Raw genomic sequence first — 22,120 nt, 5'->3', positions numbered from 1 at the left:
ACATTTATATAAACCTTAGTCAATGAATTTGATCAATGTCTATTAATAGCGTGAATCAGAAATTTTACCTATGTCCTATTACAATGGGCACTTCCTAGTCGATTACAGATTTCCATAACCTTTAAGTTTGTGATTTATAAGCTCAATATTGAAATTCTGATATCCCTGCATTTGAGACCAGTTTATCATCTCCTTATGGTCCGGATGTTTGGGATCAGCTATTATTTCTAAAAAATCGTAATATCCCGGTTCTCCGCCTACGTCCTCGGGTGGAGCATTTCCCTCCCCTTCTACGCAAACCGAATAATTATGTGGATAGGTTTCGATTACATTACCCACTTCAATCCAATGTCGCCAATCATCACCAAAATCATAAGTATATTGTATTGTTAAATATTTAGGAATGTATTCGGATAATTTACAATCCGCTTCCTTGATCATGGGAATGTCCTTAGGATATTCAAAGGCATCTTCCCCGCACACGATATTGGTGATTGCCTTATCCTTGTCAATAACATTAAAATCATGCAAATGACAACCCTGCCAAGTAAAGAGTATCTGTAATATATGATGTAACTGCAGAAAAGTAAAATGTAGCGGAACAACCACCTTGCGCCAAACTTTATAGTCGGTAAGTTCAAGGGTAATCATTAGCTCCACTGCCTGACAGTCAAAAATTGAAGTTCCCGTAAAATTTTCCAGATCTTTATATAAGCATTCATTAGGATGTTTATAAGCCCCTTTGCCAATGCCTACAAGATGAGTACTCACCCGTCGATTAACAGAGCTTTGAATAACCATATTACTCTGTAATTCATCTGCATGCCAATATACCATTTCACAAGCCTTGTTCATTTTGGCAACACTTGACCGGTCTTTTGTTTTAGCATAAGTAACTACCGGCGAATGTTGAGTAAAATTCTCAACCAGCTCAGGTTTCATACACTCAGCTAATAAGGTTTCCCTAATACTAAAGGTTATAAGCTCATCAAGATTTTTAAAGTTTCTCGCTTTTATCCCATAGAGTACTATGACATAATGATTGCTGTCGTTCACTAATACCACTGTTTTTTTACGATTGACAGTAATTAAGTTAGCATGCCATGAAAATAATGCCGGCTCACTGGTATTTACTAGTACAGGTTCTATTTTTAATTCTTCAAGAAGTTTTTTTGTACATTGAATTAGCATTCTAACCTCCATCAAATAAAGAAATAAACCCTAATCCACTAGCAAGATTAGAGCCTATTTCTTTATGTCATGTTTATCTTTCCCTTTAAAAATGCCTGTACTTGCTCTGCACTTTTAACAGCTAAATGAGCATCGGTCTCGTTTAGTTCCAAGCTAAATGGATATCTTGCCTGCACTCCATAATCAGTTAAATTTAAACATTCTTCCCTGATCTGCATGAAATTTTCGTCATATTTCATGCAGGTCTTGTTTAAAGCCACTAAATCATGAACCCGCTGAATTGCTCCACCATGAAAAGCAATAAATCCTTTTAAATATTTTTCCGCACTCTGCTGACAATGATAACAAATAATTTCAACCGGAACTGGCTGCATTTCTTGCAAATAAATAGCCGAATCTAAATCCTGCTTAGCATAGCGAAACCATTCTTGCGCAACCAAATTATTGTTCATATAAGAGTACTCCCTCATGGGCAATTTTATGCTCCATGGTTGCTGCTGAAACTACGCGTTCATTGAATTCATCATCATCATATACTAGCAAATCAACCGGCATGTCTACATCCTGCATCATCGCTTTTCTTATCTTACGTAAAATATCAATTTTGCGTAAACCGGCTAAAGAAGCGACGATACATAAGTCAAGATCACTATCATCAGTATACGTATTATCTGTATAAGAACCGAATAAATATATCTTTTTCACATCTATACTATTTTGAATAACACGAATTACGCTTTCAAGATTTTCTCTGACATTGGTCTGCTTACTCACGCCCGTCACTCCCTTCCATATTTATATTATAACACAGCTATAAATTGTTTATAAATTCCAATTAAAAATAATCCGGCCAGTTCTAAAATAATGCTAAACTAGTCGGATTACCTGTTACTTTAATGAACCTGGCACCACTGTCATGACAAAATGGAACAAAAACAGAACTCCTTGAATTTACTGGCTCCATAGGCATTTTCATGTTCCAGTACATGCCGCGAAACATTAAACATACATCCGTCAATAATTTAACCAATGTCTATTTAAACGTGAATCAGAATCACCAGATATAGTATAGGTAATGTAATATATTCCCTTTATAATTAAATCACTAGCCGACATTTCTATAAACTGTCACCCCTCTAATGCAAGCAAACTACCAGACACATACCATCCTATGCCCTTAGAACCGTTTATTTAAAATCGTTTTTTTAGTTCTTCGTAAAAATTTTCTCGCGTTCCGATCTACATAACGATGACAACTACTTCTTGCTCTTTAATTTGATAAGCTATTCGATATTCAACACCCGCCGCTTTCAGATGATAAGAATATAGTGTTGCTAAATCTCCTTTTAACCGATCTCCAATGAAAGGATTCGCGGCTATCTCTCCGAGCACTGCAATTATTTTATTTCGAACTGGTTTATCAAATTTACTTAGTTGCTTGGCTGCAGAATTAAGAACAACCAACTCATACATGATTGTTTTCCTGTTTTAAATCAGCAAGAGACACATATTCTTTATTATTGTACTCTTGCTCTGCTTCCGCCACCATATGGTCCAACGCTTTATTTAACTGCGTCTGATATTTTTTAACGGTTTCCGGTGTTACCAGTTTACCATCTTTCACTATGTCCGCCAGAACAAGCTCTTGCAATTCATCTGCTATACTTCGGGGTTTAAGCACAATCGTATCTCCATCCACTATGACTTTAACCTTGCTACCATTTGATAGTTTAAATTGATCCCGAACTTCCTTGGGTAAAACAATTTGCCCCTTACTACTAATTGTCACATTATACTCGGTCATGTCGCCCTCCGTAAGAAGTAAGATTTCTTACTTCTTATTATATGATATAATCCCCAAATTGTGAATGATCAACACAAAAGAAGCTCCAAGTCGATTGCTAGAGCTTCTAAGAATACATATATTGTAATCTCGTAAAAAACTTGTTACTTTAACAAACCTGGCACCAATGGCACGTACTATAGCCGATACTTAAAAAAATCGGCTTATCTTCCATCAAAGCTTTCTCAAATGCTTTTTCACCCCACGGATACCAGTCAATCGGATTATGCGCGTGCTGTAATAGGTATGGACTCTTTTCATTCGCCAGGTGGTTAACGTGCTCCGTCGTCACTTACCATCACCTCATTTTTCATAGCTACCATTTAGGATTTGCTTGTGGGTGATTTTACATACGTTAGATTATAGATAATTAGGTACCGTCAAGAGTTTTGCGCAAATTCGTTTGCAGTCAGATGGAAATAAGATCAGCCAGCTATAGAATCCGACTCAAAGCCGGTTATTTCCAGATGTTTCATATTCATATATTTTTTACTACCCCATTGTGTTCCGGCTACATGACGAAGACGAGCACAGACCAGCATTAAAGCAGAATTGCCGTCAGGAAAGGTCCCGACGACTCTGGTGCGACGCCGAATCTCCCGATTTAATCTCTCAATGGCGTTATTGGTTCGAATTCTTGTCCAATGTTCAAAAGGAAATTCCATATAGGTTAAGGTTTCATCAATGCCAGTTTCTATTTTTGCAGCAGCCTCCTTTAACTTCATTTCCCGCAAGGTTTCCACTACTTGCAATGCCTTTTCTCGGGCTGCCTTTTTACTTTCCTGAGCATGAATTGCTTTTAACATTTTGGCTACGATTTTGACTTTAGACCGTGCTACAACAGAAAAAACATTGCGATAAAAATGAATGCTACAGCGTTGATATTTGGCTTCGGGAAATACTTCGCCAACGGCTTCTAACATGCCCAGGCATTTGTCACCAATAATTAGCCTAACTGCGGCCAACCCACGCCCCCTCAGGCTCTGAAAAAACTCCAGCCAGCTTGTTTTATCTTCTTTCATTCCTTCTGCAGCGCCAATGACTTCACGATAGCCGTCTTCATTGACTGCAATAGCCACAAGGATGCTTACGTTTTCGTATTCGCCGCCCCAATTGCGCTTCAGGTAAATTCCATCTACGTAAACATAAGGATATTTACCGCCCTGAAGAGAGCGATTTCGCCATGTTTCAATGTGGACATACGCTTTTTAGTAAGCGTCAACGCAGCACCACCTGGAAATGAAAAATCACCTGATGTACGCTAAAGCAAAGTACCAGGTGATGCGCGCGGGTGAGACTATGATCCATTAATCAGCATCTTGCAGCTTTCGGGAATTTCTTTAGCCCAAGGAAGCAGTTTTCCAACATCGATATCGTTTTGCTGCTGAATCTGCTTAAAGACATATTCCAAATAAGCCTGCGGATTGAGACTGTTCTCCATGGCTGTTTGAATCAGGCTGTATATAGCGGCAGAGGATTTTGCTCCGCCAGGGGTATTGCAGAACAACCAGTTTTTGCGACCGATGACAAAAGGCTTGATCGACCGTTCCGCTCGGTTGTTCGATAGTTCAATACGGCCATCGGCCAAAAAGGCCAGCAAATATTTCTGCTGATTTTGGACATACGTAAGCGCCTTGCCCAATAAACTTTGCGGCAAGGTATTGGCCCAGCAGGCTTCTACCCATCGATAAAAAGCTTCAACAATAAGTTTGCTTTCTTTTTGCCTTAGCTCATGCCGATCTTCCGGAGTCATTTGCTCTGCCTTTTTTTCGACTGCAAACAGTTGATTGCAGTAGGCAAAACCTATACCTTCCGGACTATCGGCCTGCTTGGTGCCTGCGCCAACCAACGCTTCCTTGAATTTTCTCCGCGCATGGGCCCAGCAACCGCATAAGGTAACTCCCGCATCTTCGACCTTGTGATAGCCATTCCAACCATCGGTGTGGAGATAGCCCGTAAAGCCCGCCAGATAGTCCTTGGCAAATTGTCCGCTGCGCCCCTCACGATAGTCGTAGAGCACAATCGGGCGATTCGTATCGCCAGAAGTCCGATATACCCACATGTAGGAATCGGCTTGCGCTGGCCTGCCCGGTTCACACAACACTTCTAGCGTGGTCTCATCGGCGTGTAGCACTGGCCGGGCGAGCAGCTCTTGCTTCAGTATGGCTAAAAGAGGATCCAATAGTCCCGCGCCTTTGATAACCCAATTGGATAAGTTTTGGCGGGAAAGTACAACGCCTAATCGCTTGAATTCTTGCTCCTGGCGATACAGCGGCATCGCATTGATAAACTTTTGGCTCATAATATAGGCCAAAAACTCAGCAGACACCAGGCTTTTGGGTAGCAGCGCCTTGGGCGCTGCGGCGGTGATAACGGGCGTCTCAATATTGGTTTTTTCACAATTGCGGCAGCTATAGACATAGCTTACGTGCTCAATCACCTTCACTTTGGCGGGAATGATCGTCAATTCTTTGCGAACTTCCTTGCTCATGACATGCAGCTCTTGGCCGCACTGAGGACAAGCTTGGTCCGTCTCAGGCAGTGTATATTCGATGACTTCTACCGGCAAGTGTTTGATTGATTCGCCGCGTTTGCCTTTCTGGCGCTGATTACTGATGGTTTGCGTATCCGGCTCCGCCATAAACGGCTGGCGCTCCGCTTCCGCCTCGTTAAACAAATTCAGTTGGGCTAAATCATCGCGTTGGCTTTTTTCGGACGAGGAACCAAACTGCTTTTGGCGATTCAGTCTCAGTTGTTCCTCATACCATTTATTTAATACTTCCAGCTCTTGAACGCGCGCTTTTAATTGCGCATTTTCTGCTTCTAACTGTGCTTGTGTTTTCAAAAAGAATCCTCATTTCCCGTCCAGTTCTGTCTCTTTCATTATACCAGAAAACGAGGTGTAAAGCCAGGAATTACGCGGCTTTATCGACCTGCCAACACCTGTGTGCGACGCAGCTTTTGCTCTAATCCAGGACTTTGGATTAAATTCCACAGTTCATCGGCCGAAAGGATCATGGTAGTGGTTTCACCGACTGCCGGCCATTTAAAATGACCTCTCTCCAGGCGTTTCAAATGCAGCCAGAAGCCATTATCTTCCCAGGTCAGTATTTTAATCCGATTGCGCTGGCGGTTACAGAAGACAAAGAAGGCTTTGTCAAAAGGATTGAGTTGAAAGGTATTTTTGACGATGGCGCTGAGGCCGTTAATGGACTTTCTCATATCGGTATCACCACAGGCTAAGAATACCGGCGTTTGATCTACTATCTTCAGCATACTTCAACCAGAACTTTGAGCACGCCAGCCAGCAAATTCAAATCGGTCTGCCGATCAATGGGGATGGTGCACTTGCCAACATGAATTTCAAGATCTTTTGATGGCACTGGAGCCGTTAAAATTACAGAAATCCAGTTTGGCAGAAGTTGAGGACTTATTGGACTTTTGTCTGGACGTAACCAGCGATGCAAAGTACTTAGCCCAACGCCGGTTTCTTTGCACCATGCTTTTTTCGTTTTGCCGCTGTCATGATAAGATTTTAACAAGGCTGCTTTCTCGACGTCCGTAAAGGTTTTCCGATTATTCGTTTTCATCTTTCAATCCCCCCGAGATTATTATCTCAGGGCTAGTGCGTGAGCACCACGTGGGGACTGGTTGACGCTTACCCTTTTTTGTTTAACTCGCTGATGGTCCCTGGAGACACTTTAGTACCCCAAAGCGCTTCTGTAATATCTTCGACCCGTCGTACGGAGACTCCGGCTAAATACATTTCGATCAGAGCTTCTTCTACAGAACTTTCCCGTCGACGGTATCTTTCGATGATGGCTGTTTCAAAAGGAATACCTTTGAGTCTTGGCATTTTTAGCGTAACATTGCCTGAAGTAGTTGTTAAATCCCGGTCATAGTGGCCAGAACGATAGCCCTGACGGCTTTCTGTTCGTTCATATTTAGCAGCTTGAGTTAGATCTTTCGCTTCCTGTTCTAACAGATTATTAAGTGTTTCTTCTACGCTACTGCGTACCAGCTCTTTAAGCTCTCCCTTGATGATTTCCTCATTCAACTGTATAATTTTCTTGGACATGTTTGCAATTCCCCTTTCGGTAAATGGTGTTGTGGTGACTTCATTTTACCATCGGACTGCAAACTTGTCCTTTTTTATGTCTTTTTCAATTTGCGCAATTTATTATACGTTATCTCTTTTTTAGATTTTATATAGTAAGTTTCCATCAGCCGATCAACTGCTAATGATATTTCCTATCGTCAAATAAAAACACCGCAAAATAATAGCCAGTTGATGGGGCTATTATTTTGCGGTGTTTTATTTTTGTCGGATTATTGCTAAGCAAATTTTATTCTGAACTAACCTGTCTCCTTCTTTCACTTATCAATACACCATCTTCAAGGAAAACAAACCGTCCCCTTGTATCCTGTGCACTGACCTCTAGAGCGCTTCAAGCCATGCACTGAAGTCAGCCATTGTAATATAGCGAGTAGCAACCCCTTTTAGTGGATAAGAATATTGTTGTCCATTTAATTTTCGGGCAACGTCTCCTGCTGGATCTTTTATGACGTAAAGGCAATCAGAAATCAAAACTTTAGGCCCGTTGTATTTATACCATTGTCCCGCAGACTTTCCAATTCGACTTACAATAATATCCCCAGATTCTGCGCAAACCATCATTTCATTGGACGTAGCAACATAACGTATGGACGGCTCCCAAGGATATTGTATTTTTGCAGTATGTAATATAGGAACCCCCTTATCTTGAAAAAACTGACTAGAAATGTTTCCACGGCGAAAAGTGAGTTTAATAGTTTTTGAATCTGGTAATAGAGTACCATCCCATTTTCCATCTCTGATTAGACTTTGGGGAATATTTGTTGGCTTTAAAATAGAATATTTATTGTTCTCAATAGCAACATAGAAACGCTTAGTATATCGACGTTGCGATTTATCACGTTTAATTACTAATGCACAACTACTAATTTTTGCAGAACCAAATATTTCATCTGGCATATGAATTATTTTTTGAATATAAAATTCCTGGCCGAGATACGCTCGAATTCTATAATGGCTTTCAGCAGTGACAAAGGTACTTGGCATAATTATCATTAATATGCCTTGCTCCGCTAGCAGTCGAAGATTAGCTAACAACATTTCTATTTCTAGGCGTGAGGTGTTATATCCTATTGGAATACTACTGTATAATTCCAAATATTCTTTTTTTGAAGCACCAAAGTCAAAAGGGGGATTTGCCAACACAAGGGGATATTGAGATGTATGCTCAAGTGCAAATTTTCGCCCATCAGATTGTACACATATTACATCTGTACTTGTATGCTTTATAACATCAATGCCAAACAGACTCGCTTTACCCCATCGTTTACCCGCTGCATGTAAAAGGTTGCAACTCCCACAACAAATATCTACAATCTTAGAAGGTGCAGAAATGTTCAATTGTTTAACTAAGAGATCCGCAACCTCTGGCGGTGTGTAGAATTTGCTGTAATCGACCACAGTAGCACTCCTTTCTTATTTATGTATTTAAAAAAGACGAGAGATGATAAATCGTTATATTCGCAATGCCTACTGCCCGCTGATTGCTTTCTATAACATAATCATAAATTATTCGCGTATTTGGATGCTGGCAGGCAAAGATTGCACATGCTGTTAGCTTGCAAAAAATCTAATCCTTGGCCGGGGAAAATATTGCAGAATCATACGGACGAAGCGTTTTTTCAGATCCGTTCCAATTTGCTATAATATATTGCACATTACAACAGCAACGGGAGCGGATTTTTTGCAGATTCTGATTACAGTTAAAGAAACTATTACGCAATACATTACCCGATTTCAGGCATTAGAAATTGTTCGACCGGAAAAGTGTCCCGTCTGCGGAGCCGTTCACTCGATTCATCGGCATGGCAGCTATTGGCGCAATATCTTGAATGAGCAATGGGAAAAACGGATTCCGGTAGCCAGGTTCTACTGCAAAACGTGCAAACTGACGATATCGATGCTGCCTTCCTTTGCACTGCCCTATTTCCAGTATTCACTGGAGTTCATTGTGACCGCGTTGCAACAAATCTTTCTTGCCAAGGCAACCACGTCAAGAATTTGTTCAGCCCTACTGCGCTTTTATCGAAGACGATTCCATGGCAACTTGCTATTTCTGGAGATGTTTTTCCGCGACCAGGGCTGGCCTGAAGTCACTCCGCAAGATGTAAAAGAAAAAGCCACAAAAATGGTTTGTATGTTAACTGTCCCCACAGCCGAAACCCTTTCGCAAAGGTTTCATCAACACTACAAACATACTTTTATGGCACATTCATTGTACCATAGGTTCTATCTGAGCGTAAACCAGTGCGTTCCCACATAACTTTTCGCTGGCGAAGGTCAGAAAGTTGCGGTATGATGGCTTTTGTACAAGGTTAGCCGGCTAGCCTCCCCATTTACCGGAGGTGTGTTCATTGACAAATGAAGATCGCGAGCAAGTCGCTCTATTTCGTTATGGGCTGATCGCCCCGCTTTTGAATGATCAAGTCGATTCTAAACAAGACTACCTGTCCGAAATCTGCGCCAAGTTCCATGAGGTCCCCTATTATGGCCGCAAAGAATTTGCACCGAAAACTCTGGAGGGCTGGCTCCGCGATTATCGCCGCGGCGGATTTGTGGCCTTAAAACCCAAAGGCCGTTCTGACCGCGGGAGAAGCCGGGTGATCTCACCAGAGCTAAAGGAGCAGATTATTGCTTCGCGTCAGAAAAACAGGGAGCTTTCTGTTGTGCTGTTTTATGAAAAGCTGGTTAAGAACACGGTGTTGGCTCCTGACAAAGTGTCTTACCACAGCGTTTACCGGCTCTTAAAATCACAACAGCTTTTATGGCCGGAGGAGAAAGCATTAAAGGAACGCAAACGCTTTAGTTATGATAAGGTGAATATTCTGTGGCAGGGCGATATGTCCATTGGCCCTTACCTTACGATTGGCGGCAAGAAGCTCAAAACTCATTTGTTCGCCTTTATTGACGACTGCTCCCGGCTGGTTCCTTTTGCTCAGTTCTCGTTTACGGAGAAGTTTAGTCCCATGAAAGCGGTGCTCAAAGAGTCCATTCTCCGCCGGGGTGTCCCGAAGATGATTTATGTTGACAACGGCAAGGTGTATCATGCCAGGGAGCTTCATTTAGCTTGCGCCGCTCTTGGTATTACGCTGACTCATACTCAGCCTTATGATCCGCAGAGCAAAGGAAAAATTGAGCGTTTTTTCGGCACAGTGCGCCGTCGTTTTTACCCGCTCCTTGCCAACAATATGCCTAAATCCCTGGATGATTTAAATGCTCAGTTTTGGAAGTGGCTGGAGAGCGATTACAATCGCAAACCGCATTCCGCACTGGACATGTCTCCTTTTGACTTATTTTTGTCACAGCCGTCTTCTGTCCGATTATATACGGATCCCTATGCTTTGGAACGACTCTTTTTTAAGCGGGAATACCGTAAGGTGAAGCACGACGCAACGATCACGCTGTCAAACCGTTTGTTTGAAGTCCCGGCCAAGCTAGTCGGGCAACGGATTGAAGTACGCTATGATCCGGAGTCGCCCGAGCAAGTCTATATCTATGACAATGACATCCAGGTAGGTGTGGCTGCGCCGGTATCGTTTCGGGACAACTCCCAAGTCAAACGGGAACGCAGGGACTTTCCCAAAGAGACTGCGATTTCTTTTGGCAGTTTACTGGCCTGCCAAAAGGAGGATGTGTGATGTTCCAATCCTTTTATTCTCTCTCGTCGGTGCCCTTTCGCAAAGAGCTTGAAACCAAACACTTCTTTTCCTCGCAAGGATTCTCCGAAGGCACGGCCAGACTGGAATATTTAAAGTCGACTCGCGGTATGGGCGTTGTGATTGGCGAGGCTGGCGCAGGAAAAACTTCGCTGATGAGAAATTTCGCTGCCTCGCTCAATCCTTCGTTGTTTAAGGCCATCTACTTTCCCTTGTCTACTGTCACCGTATCTGACTTTTACAGGGGGTTGACCGTAGGGTTAGGACAGGAGCCGAAGTTTCGCAAGGTCGACCTGTTTGCTCAAATCCAGCAGGCCACGCTTCATCTGTTTCACAACCAAAAGATGACACCGGTTTTCATTCTGGATGAGATGCAAATGGTCTCCAATCAGTTTTTAAACGACATTAGCTTGTTGTTCAATTTTGCGATGGATTCTGCCAATCCGTTTATACTGATTATGGTTGGCCTTCCTCATTTTATGGAACGGTTACGGTTAAGTCACAATCAGCCCCTGGCCCAACGGGTGGTGATGCGTTATCAGATGAATTCCCTTTCGAAAGATGAGGTCAGGCACTACATCCTGCATCAGCTTAAGTTGGCTGGCGCTCTTCATGATATTTTTTCTCCCCAGGCCATTGAGGCCATTACTTCACGTTCTCGTGGGTTTCCTCGCTTGATTAACAATCTGGCAACCAATTGCTTGCTTTACGGCTGTGCCAAAAAACTTGAATTAATTGATGACGAGGCCGTTTTCGCAGTCGCTTCGGAATCCGGATTGTGATTTTACTTCTCTATTTTCCCGCAACCACGTTGTTGCGGGCTTTTTTCTGCGGATGAATGAATGGGCAAACTCACGTTGTATCAATTTGCAAAACCGCTTTTTGCTCTGCTGCATGATTCCTCTTGGTTTGTAAATTAGACCAAATTTCCGGCTCTTTTATTCTGCTATATCACGGATGATTTATTTTGCAAATTAACAACATGCCATTGAATGAGCCCGTGTTCCTAGTGGAGCTAAAACGACTTTTTCATCGTGCAGAATGTTTTGCTGTAAGAGATTGACCGCTTCAAATATGCTTTCTGAAAAGCATTTTCGAATAGCGTAATCTCGATTCTCACTTTGCAATGTATCCATACTATTCCACATTGTTACATTATACCATTGAGGCGCACCCGAAGGAAAGGCTACTACTGGAATAAACTTATCAACATTATGCACTGACTCTAAAATACTCTTAAGTCTAATTCCCTCAAAGCCCAAAAAAGAACATAGCGTTTGTTTTCCACTCTCGCGTTTTGCAAATCCAGGAACCGAATTTACTGCAAGGACTTGATCACAAAGCGAAAAACCAACGTTACCTGATTGTTGACTATACTGCTTGGGACGAATATATGCAGCAAATAGTGTTTTAGGAACTACCTGCGTTAAAAATTGCTTTGTAAAAAACATTATAAGTACATGATCCAAACTAGACATATCTAATAAGACATTTTTTTCATCGACGTTTAAATAACGTAACAATCTAGATGTTGCAATACACAAATCAACCGTGTTCTGCTGCACAACATCTTTCCCACAACACAACTGAAAAAACATATTACCATCATCTAATCTTTTCAACAGCAGAACACTTTTGCATCTATCAGTCCATAAATTTTTAAAAAAGCTACTTCTTTCTTCTGTGCTCGGCATTCCAGCAATCAATAAATCATTGCTTTTATATAAATAATCAGCAATATCTTCAAACAAATATTCCTCACGAATCATACGCCACCTCCTTGCCCAAAATCGAAAAGAGAAACTTGATGGGTAGGATTTTCACTGATAACAGGTTGGTCTTCTTTTAACTTGAAAAAGTTTCTAAATCCAGCTTTAGCTTCTCCTTCATCTCCACTTAGTAGTTGATTCAAGATGTCAACATCTAACTGAATTTTTCTTTGATTTCTATACGAAATTCCAAAATACGGAACATAAATTTTATTTATATAGTAATCAACTGTTTCTGGTGAGAGTTTTGATTGTTTTCTTTTTGTTGGTTCTCCCTCTTGCAATACGTTCCACATGATTGCAGATGAAATTAAACGCTTAGTTTGATTGGACAATGATAAGTCTTTCGTATTAAAATGATTTGGCTCAGGTTCCCCTAATGTATTGTTTTCTGCTGTATGAAGTCTGTAGAAAATCTGTCCAATATATTGAATAAATAACCGAAGCTCTTTTCCGAAAGGCTCATATCCAGCAATATCTACCACCTTATATTCACTCACATAACGTGCAGCTTCTGTCTGGATTTCCGGAACAATCATCGTATCCCATGAATAATTTGATAAAAATGCAATACGAAAAACTTGTTCACAAAGTTCTAAAAAGTATCTAACAATATTTGATGAAAGCGCAGTATATACTTCGAAACCATAATACATTTTTTCTTTCTTTGCTTCTTTGCACAGCAAAAAAATGAGACCAAATTTTCTGTTATGCATCCAGTCATTATAGCGTTTGCTATTTGAAGAATAAGCTTCATATAATTCACACAAAGTAGGCGTAAACGGTGTTTTTTTGCACAAAAGCGCGTAGTGCAAACGGGAATTTAAACTGGGAGCTTGGTCACACAGAATAGAGACACATTCTTCAATTTTTTGTTTAGGAATATCTTCTGTTTTTCCAATCTCTTGAATTAGCAATCGCAGTTTCTTTAAGTGCGGAAGTAATGAAGGGAAACGATTAATTCGCTCCAACTCATATTCAAGTGAATACGAACCTAAATAAAACTCAATTTCTTCAGGCGCCGATTTGGGGATTTTTCCCTGTTCCTTACCTAAAGCAATTCTCTTTTTGCATATTTCCTTGAGAATTTTGGGATAAATTGCTGAACCTTCTATTCCTAGTGTCAACATCTCATAGTCATGTGGAGCTTCTATTGTTTCAGTTGCAGAAATCGTTTCATTAGTTCTCATTCCTTGTGGTCGTAATCCAATATTGAATATAACTGGTAAAGTACTGTGTTTTATCAGAGTGTTGATGATTTTTTGCTGATAGTCTTGAAGCGTTTCATATTCATCAACAAAAATTTTGAATAAGATATCTCTTTTCAGCATCCGATTGCAGGCAATACAGATATCTCTAATTATTCGATGGGCATTTACCCATCTGACTTTAAATGAATCATTATTTTCTAGACCGTTAATTCTATCTTCAATGGCATCTAAATAAAGATCTATTTCATGTCGAAACTCTAACAAAGTATCAACTCGGCTATTAGGGTTTAGCCTTTTAGAGAAATCTACAACAAAATTATTTATTTCTGTTTCATCTATAGCCATGTCATTTCTTACAATTAAAATTAGTTCAAGTATTTCTTGCAAAACACAAATACTTAAATAGGTTTCGAATATTGAGCTCCAATCTGTTTCCTCCCGATTACGCATTGAAGAGACAAACGTCGTATCAACTCGATAATAAATTCCAACAAAGTCGTATTTATCAAATAAATAGCTAGTCGGTTGTTCGCTCTTTCTTATTTGGGACAGAATTTGTCTCCATGAATTACACTGAAAAAACATTGTCTTTCCGCTTCCTCGCCCGCCTTCAACTACTATCGGCTTCCCGGCTCCATCCAATCCTGGAAAAGGAACATAGTATTTCCACAGATCTCTCATCTGTTCAGTTCGGTTGTCTTTAAATGGATTGTATTGATTAAGCATCTGAATTTTTCCTCCTCATCAACAATTTCCAGTCAGCATTTTCTTGCCAAAGAAGCGGAAGCGTCCAATCAGGAATAGTTTGATGCATAATAAAAGCAAAATCTAGCCCCTTGTATCCATAAAGAGAAATTCCATTATTCGTTGTTAAACCAGAAAACAATTCATAAGCTGCTTGTCGTTCAGCTTCGCTTGCCCAAACATACGAACTATCCGAAAAAACTCTATGCATATCACTTAAGGTACGAACACAACATATTTTAAGATTTGGGCATTCTTGCTTAAGTGTAACAATGCTTTGGTCATAAGCAAATAGTGTAAGATAATTTGCATTGATATTGTTATCGGAACAAAATGTCTTTAACAATACAGGTCTATTCTCTACCGACACTTGGGCTTCATTCCAAAAAGTACGGAGCTGATCCCCACTACCAACGCAGTCGTCTACAATTACCAAATGAGAAAAAACTCTTGATTGGAACGCAGAAACAACTTTATCAAGGAACATAGATTGATCAGTATGAATCAATCCTTGTTGTACAAGAAGCCTTGTTACATAGTTTCCACTTTCATGAGGAGAATTACTATCTAACAACGGTATAAAACAAGTATTTCGCAGCTCATTTCTAATTATATTTGAAAGAGCTTGCTGGCTGAGTCCGAAATCAGCTGAAATCTGCTTGCTTAAGACAATCTCGTAAAATAAGCAATTAAATATACCTTCTCGTAAAGCATCAAGAACATCCTTTTCTGAGTAGTAAATAAGATTTGTAAGTAGTTTGTAGACTAAATACTTTTCTTGAAGGTTCAAATCACGAAAATTACTCAGCCATTGTTCAACTTCAACTTTTGTAAGTCCCGACCATTGCTGCTGTGACAGCATAAAATCAACATATGATTTATATTTGTTGATATGTAACTTTATAGTTTCCTCAGTCATTGACACACATCTCCATATCTATTCAAATAAAAAGCTTCACGTCGTTTCTTTCGCATTCATTGCAATCCCCAAATTAGTAAAACCATATTAAGAAGCAATATATTTTTCAAACTGTTTAATTGCCTGAAGATATCAACTCTTGTCTCGGCTGAAATCTGATCCGGTTGACTAAGCACAGTAGTCACCAACGGTTTGAAATGACCAGTTGTTCACCCGAGATAGACATTCTTATTATGCCACTCCAAATAATGTGGGCTTGGCAGTTGATCTCTCCGCTCCGGAAGAATAATCAGTTTACGACCATGATGGGCATAGTACTCTTTACCATTACCAAAATCTTCTTTAATTCGATGACTAACTTCTACTGTTAGTGATTTATCAACGGTTATATAGCCTCGATCGAACAAGGTATGAAAATCCCGCCTTAGAAGCAATCCATTGTTGATTGCATGCGGCCCCTCAAGACTATATGGTTTTATATGAGCCGCCTCAAGAACAGGCAGTGTTTTTTCGCCAGTAATCGCACATCTTCTTTGATATGCATCTGTAATTAATACTTTAAAAGCTCCTTGGCCGATTCTTGGTTTTATTAGCTGCCCTTTGCCGTAGCGATTTTCTAATTCATCCTCTTTTACAACTAATGGTACGAATTCTCGATTTCTTAGTTTCTCTTGAATCTGTTCAAATAGTGCTAATCCGTAAATTTCAGAATCGTCGTATGTTTTTCCTTGAACGATATTGCGATTCCAGTCTTTCGGAGCGGGAATCCAGTCTCTTTCTTCCAAGTAAAAGGGCATGGAAAGGATGATGCAGCCGATTTGCGGATCAGGGTCAGATAATCGGTTTGTTTTTTTGTACTTGTATACTCGGTCTTTGAGTTCTGACAAATTTTTTGCACCATTTGCAATGCCGAATGCCTCCCAAGCTAATGAAGCGGGTAGAATGGAAAACTTTAAGAAAAAACCTCCGCCAACAATATAATCCTGCGGACTGTGTAATTTAAATAAGAACATATTCCCTTCATTCAATGCCTTAAAATTAGTCCGACCACCTGGTTTCCAAAAATTAACTTCGTCGCAGTTTGCTTGCTTCAAAATCTTAAACCAATCGAAATCTGTAATACCAACATACATCTGCATAGCCATAAGCATCATCACATCCTACCTGTAGCACTTCTAAATAACCGATTTAATTGTGAAGAATGTTGATTTTAGACTTTCTACTAAATATAATTCATCAATTTTCGAAAAACTCTTTCGCACAGACATTGCAGGCATCAATTTTTATAATCTTCCACGATTTTCAAAAAAATCCTTTATAACTTCTAAAAATGCACCACCTCACAACAAAAAAATCGCCTAAACCGAAGTCTAGGCGAACACCCTTAATAGCATCTATCACAACAGAGAACTACCGAAAAACTAGTTATCATTTCACCAGTTTCCATTTACAACGTACAGGCGAAATGATAGCATTTTCTTCTTTCAATTCTTTAAATGCTTTATCAATATCTTTTCGATTCAGCCCAGACAAATTGCCAGGTAGAGCCAACCTTCGTCTGTTTTGATGTAAGTAATATCAGACACCCACTTTTAATTACGATGGGTAGCATTAAATCTCGATTCAAAACATTGTCTGCTACTGGCAGGGAATGCTTGGAGTTCGTGGTAGCTTTATATTTTTTCGTTGTTTTTGAGCACAACCCATTCTCACACATAATTTTTGCTACTGTATTGACGCTGACTCTCCGGCCTTGTGGAAGTCGGCCGCAACACGTGGCGCACCATAAATCCGGTGATTTTTATAAAATACCTCTTTGATGGCTGCTAATAATTCTTTTCTACGCCTACGCTGAGAACTAAGAGGCCTTTTTATAAAAGCATAATAACCGCTCCTTGATACTTGCAATGCATGGCACATCTTCGCAATCCGAAATTTGGAGCGATGTTCGTAAATAAAGTCGAACTTTTTTATTTTAGTGTAGTTCTAGTTCTTGGGCCATCTCGGTAGTTGTTGTTTCGCCTCGTACAATTCTTTGAACAACCCGCTCTTGAATCCCCGGTCATACTTTGATTGGCTCATTTTGAATACCTCCGTTTTCTTCTATTATACGGGGTATTCTCCATGTCCATCAAATCTGGTTAAGATCAATCTTCTCTTCCGTATAATATCTAGCCAGAGCGTCTATCTTGAAATCCCTCTCCATAACTATTTTTCATACATATAATAAAATTTCTATAAATGTCTCTTTCATTACTATTTTGTGACGAGTCTTTAAACAGATTAAAGTATTTCATAAAAGCTCTTTTATCTCTTCTATAGTCAAAATGCCATCTTTCAGTACATTGACCAAACGTTCTCTCTAGAATTTCGCAAAAAAGAAAATTATTGAGAAGCTTTACGGTATTTTCGCATACTTGCACCATTTCATTTAAATGATCAAAGTTAATTTTTAGGGGTTTCTCCAAATAATTCTTATGTGTTGCCAATCCTAAAGTTATTGCATTATTCGAACCCAAAAATCCAAAACGATGAACTATACAATGTCGTAATTGGCAAACCATGGAGAATTCGGAAAGCGTTGTCTTTAAGGCTGCATTTTGATCACATTGAATATCCAAGAATGCTTTTATTGTATCTTTAATATTCTTTCCATTAGCAAATGAGTATCCTTCTAATAATGCTTCGGGTAGCATCTCTTTATCTTGATGTGAAATGGCTGCACCATACGTAAGCGTTTGCGATTCACACTTTTTACGAGAAAAACTATCAGTATTAATTATACTTCTCACTATTTTCCTAATATAACTTTCTACCGCAGAAACACACCCAAGTAAAATCATGTTCGTCAATTCATATGGAGCAGTCCCTATAGCTTGGCCATATGGGCTTAACAACGCAAATAAAGATGTTCTCTTATCAATAAATTCATCGATCGCTGACCTGCTAGAATGCTCATAAGCATCATCAAAGAGCCCAGTTGTTGTAAAATTACTTACGGGAGTATAAGCACTAACTGAATAATTAAATTTTGCCATTTATGCCAAAAACTCCTCTATAAATTTATTGATCGTATTACTAATTTTTTCTGCCCTTTTTTTCCCAAACCCAAAAGGCTTTATTAATTCGTCTCCGATATCAATCCTAGAAATAAAATCTTTGACAGTTTTTAAGGATGTTTCTCTTTTTATTTTTTCTTTTTGCCATTTGGTTAAAGGCAATTCATCAATGGTAAGCTGCATACACTTTTCAAAAGAAGATTTTGAAACTAGCTCCTTGCCACATGCATGACAAAATTTTTGATTTTCACTTAGTCGATTAGCCCCACAATTTGTACACGGAGGTAAGTCAAGAATACGTATTTTGTAGTGGCTGATTTTCCGTTGACGGTTTAGCCGTCGGCGGGTTTACCGTTGACGGAAAATCGGTAAATGGTTCCTTTTCCTCCGAAACAGCCATTGACCGATTTTCGGTAAATGGCTGTTCTGCCTGTATTTGCGGCTCTTCGTAAAGAACATATTCCGTACCGGTAAATTTGCCGCTATTATCGTGCAAGCGCCTACGAATAAGATAACCGCAAGCTTCTAATTCGTGCAGCGCCGACTGAATAGAGCTTTTTCCTTCGGTGCCAATCACTTTCACTAGCCCGCTAACGCTGTACGTCCAGTTATCCGGCAGACTCAAGCAGTAGGTAATAAGGCCACGCGCTTTTAGGGACAGGCGGGCATCCCGCAAGGGAACATTGCTTACACAGGTGTATTTCTGTTGTTTTTCTACTCGAATGATGCTCATGGCCCCTCCCCTTTCCGCTCCAGTTTTTCTACACGTTCTTCGAGATTTTTAACCAGCAGCCGTAAATCAATAAGCTCATCATCTTCTAGGAGCTTCTTAACGTCGATCCCATAAAATTGCGCAAGCAGCGTGAGGCTGGCCAGGGTTGGCGTCGTCATTCCTTCTTCCCATCGGTAAATGCTTGTCCGGTCGACGCCTACGTGCCGGGAAAGCTTGGAAATGCTGTAACCGTTTTTTACCCGCAAACCGCGAATTTTTTCCGCTAATGTCATGCTAAGCACCTCCTACTTGAGCAGTTCATCAAGTTGGCGCGCGCCGCTGTGCAGGCTGTGAATAATTTTTTTCAATATATTCCGTTCTTCCAGACCTGCTGGAAAGTTCTCAAATTCCACCGCGATTTGTTTTAGCCGCGTTTGTAAAATCGCAAGAAACTCTGCGGCCAGCATGTCCAACGACTGGACACCGGAAAAGGACAGGATATATCGCAGGGCCTCGACGTCTTTCTCCAGTTTCCCGGCATGGGCTTTTATTTCCTGATAATCCTTCGGCTCAATAATTTGCTCGACATTCAATACGCCGCGCTCGTTTAACTCCGTTTCCAGGACCATAATTTTCTCTTGCAGCGCGGCAATGACAATTTCTAATTCTTCCCGGCTTGTTTTTTCCATGGAATTCCCTCCTCGTATAATAAGTTTTGTAGGCAATAATCCGCCATTGTTTACAAAGCTTATTTTATTTTTTACTACCCGGATTTGAATCCCCTGATGCTAAAATATTCGTAAGAGAATTTAGCAAAGGTAACGTCTGATCTCTCCTTTAGCAGCATAAAAAAAGCGGCAGAATCTCTGCCGCTAGTAAATAGAACTTTATCCCGCTATGTTCTTTTCCAAACTGTCCAGATGGGAAAGTAACTCCTTCCATACAGCGATTCTGCCCACGGTTTGTTTCGAGGTATCTTTTTCTTCTACCAAACGCTCGGCTGTCTGCCGCATCTGATTGCGGCAAAAATCCGCTACCCACAGGATGCTCTTTCTTTGAATTTGTACGGACAGGCTGCAAAATTCAGCTGTTTCGATTTGTTCTTTTGCCATACCCTCTACTTCATCTTCTTCGTAAACGGCCGCCGCAAATTGTTCAGGAAGATCGTTCGGCAGGGGTTGATTCGCATGGATGGGGGATACGCCGCCGAGTTCCTCTTGGGAAGAACTCTCTGCTTTTGGTGAAGGCTTTTTTCTGCTTTTCTTGCTGTCAGGAGTTCCTACCGTTTCCCCTTCTACAGTAAGCTCCTTCTCACCAGCATCTTCTTCCCGGACCACCGCCGCAGGCTTCTGCGACCGGATTTCCGTTTTCACCTCAATGGCCGCCTGCACACTCCCGTCTTCCGGCAAGGCCTGTTCCGCCTCTTCTTGCTCTTCCGGCGATAGGCCGGTTAATTCATACGCTGCCGACAACGGCAGTTTTCCTTCTTTGAGACGGTTTAAAATTGCCGGCGAAAGCTTCAATAGCTCCAGCTTTCTTTTCAGTGTCGACTCGGACAATCCCAACTGGCGAGCAAAATATGCGCGGAACTTTCCTCCTGGCTTGTCTTTCTCAAACCGTCTGCGAAAAATCGGCTGCAAATATTTCAGTTCATTGAGTTCATCCTCTATGGTTTTGTCGCGTTGGCAATTGGCCGAAATGATTGCTTCGATTTCATCTGCCTCTGTTTCAAAACGGCGTATGATGCAAGGGATCTTTTCCGGAACGGCTTCTCCCTGATCTTTTAGATACTGTAAAGCGACCAGGCGCCGATGCCCTGAAATCAGACGATAGGTGGCCCCATCCTGTTGCATCACCACTACAAGCGGCTGACGAATCCCGTTGCGCAGAATGTCCGCCGCCAACGCCTCTATATCTGCGATACTGTAAAAGTTTTGTTGATTCACAACAAGTGCAGACATTTCCAGCATGTGTACCAATTCCGGCAGTGTCTCCGAGTTTTGTGATGCCCGATTGAAATAATCATTCATATCCAGTCTTTTTGCCATTAGCTGTTCTCACTTTCTTTTGTGTAGAACAACTCTTCCATAAAATGTTTAAAATCCCGCGAAAAACCGCAAGTTGGTGAAAGTGTTTGCACGGAAATCCCACGCTCGGCTGATTCACGCAACCGGTTAGCTCCCGTCTTGGTTAAACGAATGGTGGTAGAAAAAGTGGGCATTTTCTTCTGGATGGTTTCTAAAATTGGGCCGGAATCTGGCGTATATTTGTTTAGCACACAACCCCGGAAACGAAGGCGCCGGTCCGGCAACAATTCATTATATCCCTGGTCCATCGTGATTCGATCATTCTTTGCCGCTTGCAGCTGTTCGTACATTAAGTTCATGCCATCACGTGCATAGCAATCCGGTGTCGTTACAAAAATAACCTCATTAGCGACCATCAACGCGTTGTAGACACTGGTATTGATATCTGGCGGATTATCGATAATGCAAAAGTCATATTGTGTACGAACTGGCTCTAATGCCTCTTTGAGTAAAAACTTTTGATTGCGATTTTTATACTTATCGAAAAGCATAATGTCAAAATTCACTGCAGCTAGTCCCATATCCGCTGAAATAAGATCAAGGTTTTTATATGCGGTTTTTTGAATTGCCTGTGCTGCTGAAATGCTGCTGTCTAAAACTTCGGCTAAAGTATTTTCTGTCTGCGCTTGAAAAAAGCGGCTGGCATTCCCCTGTTTGTCATTATCAATGAAAAGTACTTTAACTCCTAGCTTGGCCAAGGCGCAAGCAACGTGTGTGGAAAGTGTCGTTTTTCCCACGCCCCCCTTGAGATTCATGAAGCAGAATATAATCATGCCCGTGCTTTGCTCCACAATTTTTTCCCCCTTTTTCGAAAA

At 40.8% G+C, this 22,120-nt stretch carries 25 protein-coding genes and 2 pseudogenes; 3 read left to right on the top strand and 24 right to left on the bottom strand.

All coding sequences use genetic code 11. From position 1 onward, the window contains the following. Positions 1 to 102 precede the first annotated feature (102 nt). The 12 genes and pseudogenes from MAMMFC1_RS14495 to MAMMFC1_RS14440 form a co-directional block, all read right to left on the bottom strand. The gene (locus tag MAMMFC1_RS14495) at positions 103 to 1,191 is read right to left on the bottom strand and encodes a plasmid pRiA4b ORF-3 family protein (RefSeq protein WP_126309168.1); all 1,089 of its coding nucleotides are present in this window, start codon (positions 1,189 to 1,191) and stop codon (positions 103 to 105) included. A 62-nt stretch (positions 1,192 to 1,253) separates the two neighbouring features. After that, positions 1,254 to 1,643: a HEPN domain-containing protein gene (locus MAMMFC1_RS14490; RefSeq protein ID WP_126309167.1), complete on the bottom strand. Its 390-nt coding sequence runs from the start codon at positions 1,641 to 1,643 to the stop codon at positions 1,254 to 1,256. Further along, positions 1,633 to 1,965: a nucleotidyltransferase domain-containing protein gene (locus MAMMFC1_RS14485; protein WP_126309166.1), complete on the bottom strand. Its 333-nt coding sequence runs from the start codon at positions 1,963 to 1,965 to the stop codon at positions 1,633 to 1,635. Before MAMMFC1_RS14485 ends, MAMMFC1_RS14490 begins: the two co-directional genes overlap by 11 nt. 465 nt (positions 1,966 to 2,430) lie before the next feature. Then, positions 2,431 to 2,664 carry a type II toxin-antitoxin system RelE family toxin gene (locus tag MAMMFC1_RS14480; RefSeq protein ID WP_126309165.1) on the bottom strand — a complete coding sequence of 78 codons (234 nt, stop codon included), beginning with the start codon at positions 2,662 to 2,664 and terminating at the stop codon, positions 2,431 to 2,433. Next, on the bottom strand, positions 2,657 to 2,995 hold the full coding sequence (locus MAMMFC1_RS14475) for an AbrB/MazE/SpoVT family DNA-binding domain-containing protein (protein ID WP_126309164.1): 339 nt from the start codon (positions 2,993 to 2,995) through the stop codon (positions 2,657 to 2,659). The genes MAMMFC1_RS14480 and MAMMFC1_RS14475 overlap by 8 nt, the downstream gene beginning before the upstream one ends. 148 nt (positions 2,996 to 3,143) lie before the next feature. After that, complete coding sequence (locus MAMMFC1_RS14470) at positions 3,144 to 3,326, bottom strand: DUF255 domain-containing protein (protein WP_197723825.1); 183 nt, start codon at positions 3,324 to 3,326, stop codon at positions 3,144 to 3,146. Positions 3,327 to 3,459: 133 nt separating this feature from the next. Continuing rightward, positions 3,460 to 4,242 (bottom strand): annotated as a pseudogene (locus MAMMFC1_RS14465) (IS256 family transposase); the annotation flags it as partial. An 89-nt stretch (positions 4,243 to 4,331) separates the two neighbouring features. Beyond that, positions 4,332 to 5,879 (bottom strand): IS66 family transposase, encoded by a 1,548-nt coding sequence (gene tnpC, locus MAMMFC1_RS14460; protein ID WP_126308037.1) that lies wholly within the window; start codon positions 5,877 to 5,879, stop codon positions 4,332 to 4,334. Between the two features lie 80 nt (positions 5,880 to 5,959). Beyond that, the gene (gene tnpB / locus MAMMFC1_RS14455; RefSeq protein ID WP_126308039.1) at positions 5,960 to 6,310 is read right to left on the bottom strand and encodes an IS66 family insertion sequence element accessory protein TnpB; all 351 of its coding nucleotides are present in this window, start codon (positions 6,308 to 6,310) and stop codon (positions 5,960 to 5,962) included. Continuing rightward, entirely contained in the window at positions 6,304 to 6,624 is a 321-nt protein-coding gene (gene tnpA, locus MAMMFC1_RS14450) for an IS66 family insertion sequence element accessory protein TnpA (protein WP_126308041.1), read from the bottom strand. The genes tnpB and tnpA overlap by 7 nt, the downstream gene beginning before the upstream one ends. Positions 6,625 to 6,698: 74 nt before the next feature. Then, positions 6,699 to 7,112 (bottom strand): annotated as a pseudogene (locus tag MAMMFC1_RS14445) (transposase); the annotation flags it as partial. Between the two features lie 360 nt (positions 7,113 to 7,472). After that, positions 7,473 to 8,549 (bottom strand): HsdM family class I SAM-dependent methyltransferase, encoded by a 1,077-nt coding sequence (locus MAMMFC1_RS14440; protein ID WP_126309163.1) that lies wholly within the window; start codon positions 8,547 to 8,549, stop codon positions 7,473 to 7,475. A 283-nt stretch (positions 8,550 to 8,832) separates the two neighbouring features. Between MAMMFC1_RS14440 and MAMMFC1_RS14435 the strand changes: the two genes are divergently transcribed. The 3 genes from MAMMFC1_RS14435 (at position 8,833) to MAMMFC1_RS14425 (ending at position 11,586) form a co-directional block, all read left to right on the top strand. After that, positions 8,833 to 9,411, top strand: coding sequence for a DUF6431 domain-containing protein (locus MAMMFC1_RS14435; RefSeq protein WP_126305552.1), 579 nt, complete (start codon positions 8,833 to 8,835; stop codon positions 9,409 to 9,411). A 91-nt stretch (positions 9,412 to 9,502) separates the two neighbouring features. Beyond that, a complete protein-coding gene (locus MAMMFC1_RS14430; RefSeq protein WP_126305553.1) occupies positions 9,503 to 10,786 on the top strand; it encodes a DDE-type integrase/transposase/recombinase in 1,284 nt (427 codons plus the stop codon). Continuing rightward, positions 10,786 to 11,586 (top strand): ExeA family protein, encoded by an 801-nt coding sequence (locus tag MAMMFC1_RS14425; protein WP_126305554.1) that lies wholly within the window; start codon positions 10,786 to 10,788, stop codon positions 11,584 to 11,586. Before MAMMFC1_RS14430 ends, MAMMFC1_RS14425 begins: the two co-directional genes overlap by 1 nt. Before the next feature lie 192 nt (positions 11,587 to 11,778). Here MAMMFC1_RS14425 and MAMMFC1_RS14420 read toward each other — a convergent pair whose 3' ends face one another. The 12 genes from MAMMFC1_RS14420 to MAMMFC1_RS14360 all read right to left on the bottom strand — a co-directional run bounded on the left by MAMMFC1_RS14420 (position 11,779) and on the right by MAMMFC1_RS14360 (position 22,096). Continuing rightward, entirely contained in the window at positions 11,779 to 12,573 is a 795-nt protein-coding gene (locus MAMMFC1_RS14420) for a hypothetical protein (protein ID WP_126309162.1), read from the bottom strand. Next, positions 12,570 to 14,510, bottom strand: a complete 1,941-nt coding sequence (locus MAMMFC1_RS14415; RefSeq protein ID WP_126309161.1) for an ORC-CDC6 family AAA ATPase — start codon at positions 14,508 to 14,510, stop codon at positions 12,570 to 12,572. Before MAMMFC1_RS14415 ends, MAMMFC1_RS14420 begins: the two co-directional genes overlap by 4 nt. Then, positions 14,503 to 15,447, bottom strand: a complete 945-nt coding sequence (locus MAMMFC1_RS14410) for a phosphoribosyltransferase-like protein (RefSeq protein ID WP_126309160.1) — start codon at positions 15,445 to 15,447, stop codon at positions 14,503 to 14,505. Before MAMMFC1_RS14410 ends, MAMMFC1_RS14415 begins: the two co-directional genes overlap by 8 nt. Positions 15,448 to 15,656: 209 nt before the next feature. Further along, the gene (locus tag MAMMFC1_RS14405; RefSeq protein ID WP_126310626.1) at positions 15,657 to 16,586 is read right to left on the bottom strand and encodes an HNH endonuclease; all 930 of its coding nucleotides are present in this window, start codon (positions 16,584 to 16,586) and stop codon (positions 15,657 to 15,659) included. Between the two features lie 586 nt (positions 16,587 to 17,172). After that, the gene (locus tag MAMMFC1_RS22955) at positions 17,173 to 17,367 is read right to left on the bottom strand and encodes an IS3 family transposase (RefSeq protein ID WP_408631212.1); all 195 of its coding nucleotides are present in this window, start codon (positions 17,365 to 17,367) and stop codon (positions 17,173 to 17,175) included. A gap of 251 nt (positions 17,368 to 17,618) precedes the next feature. Beyond that, positions 17,619 to 18,485 carry a hypothetical protein gene (locus MAMMFC1_RS14395; protein WP_126309159.1) on the bottom strand — a complete coding sequence of 289 codons (867 nt, stop codon included), beginning with the start codon at positions 18,483 to 18,485 and terminating at the stop codon, positions 17,619 to 17,621. Next, on the bottom strand, positions 18,486 to 18,689 hold the full coding sequence (locus MAMMFC1_RS14390; RefSeq protein WP_126309158.1) for a hypothetical protein: 204 nt from the start codon (positions 18,687 to 18,689) through the stop codon (positions 18,486 to 18,488). Positions 18,690 to 18,795: 106 nt separating this feature from the next. Then, positions 18,796 to 19,239, bottom strand: a complete 444-nt coding sequence (locus MAMMFC1_RS14380) for a helix-turn-helix domain-containing protein (protein WP_126309157.1) — start codon at positions 19,237 to 19,239, stop codon at positions 18,796 to 18,798. Continuing rightward, a complete protein-coding gene (locus MAMMFC1_RS14375; RefSeq protein WP_126309156.1) occupies positions 19,236 to 19,511 on the bottom strand; it encodes a helix-turn-helix domain-containing protein in 276 nt (91 codons plus the stop codon). Before MAMMFC1_RS14375 ends, MAMMFC1_RS14380 begins: the two co-directional genes overlap by 4 nt. Positions 19,512 to 19,523: 12 nt before the next feature. Beyond that, positions 19,524 to 19,907, bottom strand: coding sequence for a hypothetical protein (locus MAMMFC1_RS14370; RefSeq protein WP_126309155.1), 384 nt, complete (start codon positions 19,905 to 19,907; stop codon positions 19,524 to 19,526). A gap of 198 nt (positions 19,908 to 20,105) precedes the next feature. Continuing rightward, on the bottom strand, positions 20,106 to 21,266 hold the full coding sequence (locus tag MAMMFC1_RS14365; RefSeq protein WP_126309154.1) for a ParB/RepB/Spo0J family partition protein: 1,161 nt from the start codon (positions 21,264 to 21,266) through the stop codon (positions 20,106 to 20,108). Next, entirely contained in the window at positions 21,266 to 22,096 is an 831-nt protein-coding gene (locus MAMMFC1_RS14360; protein WP_126309153.1) for a ParA family protein, read from the bottom strand. Before MAMMFC1_RS14360 ends, MAMMFC1_RS14365 begins: the two co-directional genes overlap by 1 nt. Between the last annotated feature and the right edge of the window lie 24 nt (positions 22,097 to 22,120).

Origin of the sequence: Methylomusa anaerophila (assembly GCF_003966895.1) — a bacterium.
Lineage (GTDB): Bacteria > Bacillota > Negativicutes > Sporomusales > Sporomusaceae > Methylomusa > Methylomusa anaerophila.
This window is presented reverse-complemented; position numbering and strand designations above follow the sequence as displayed.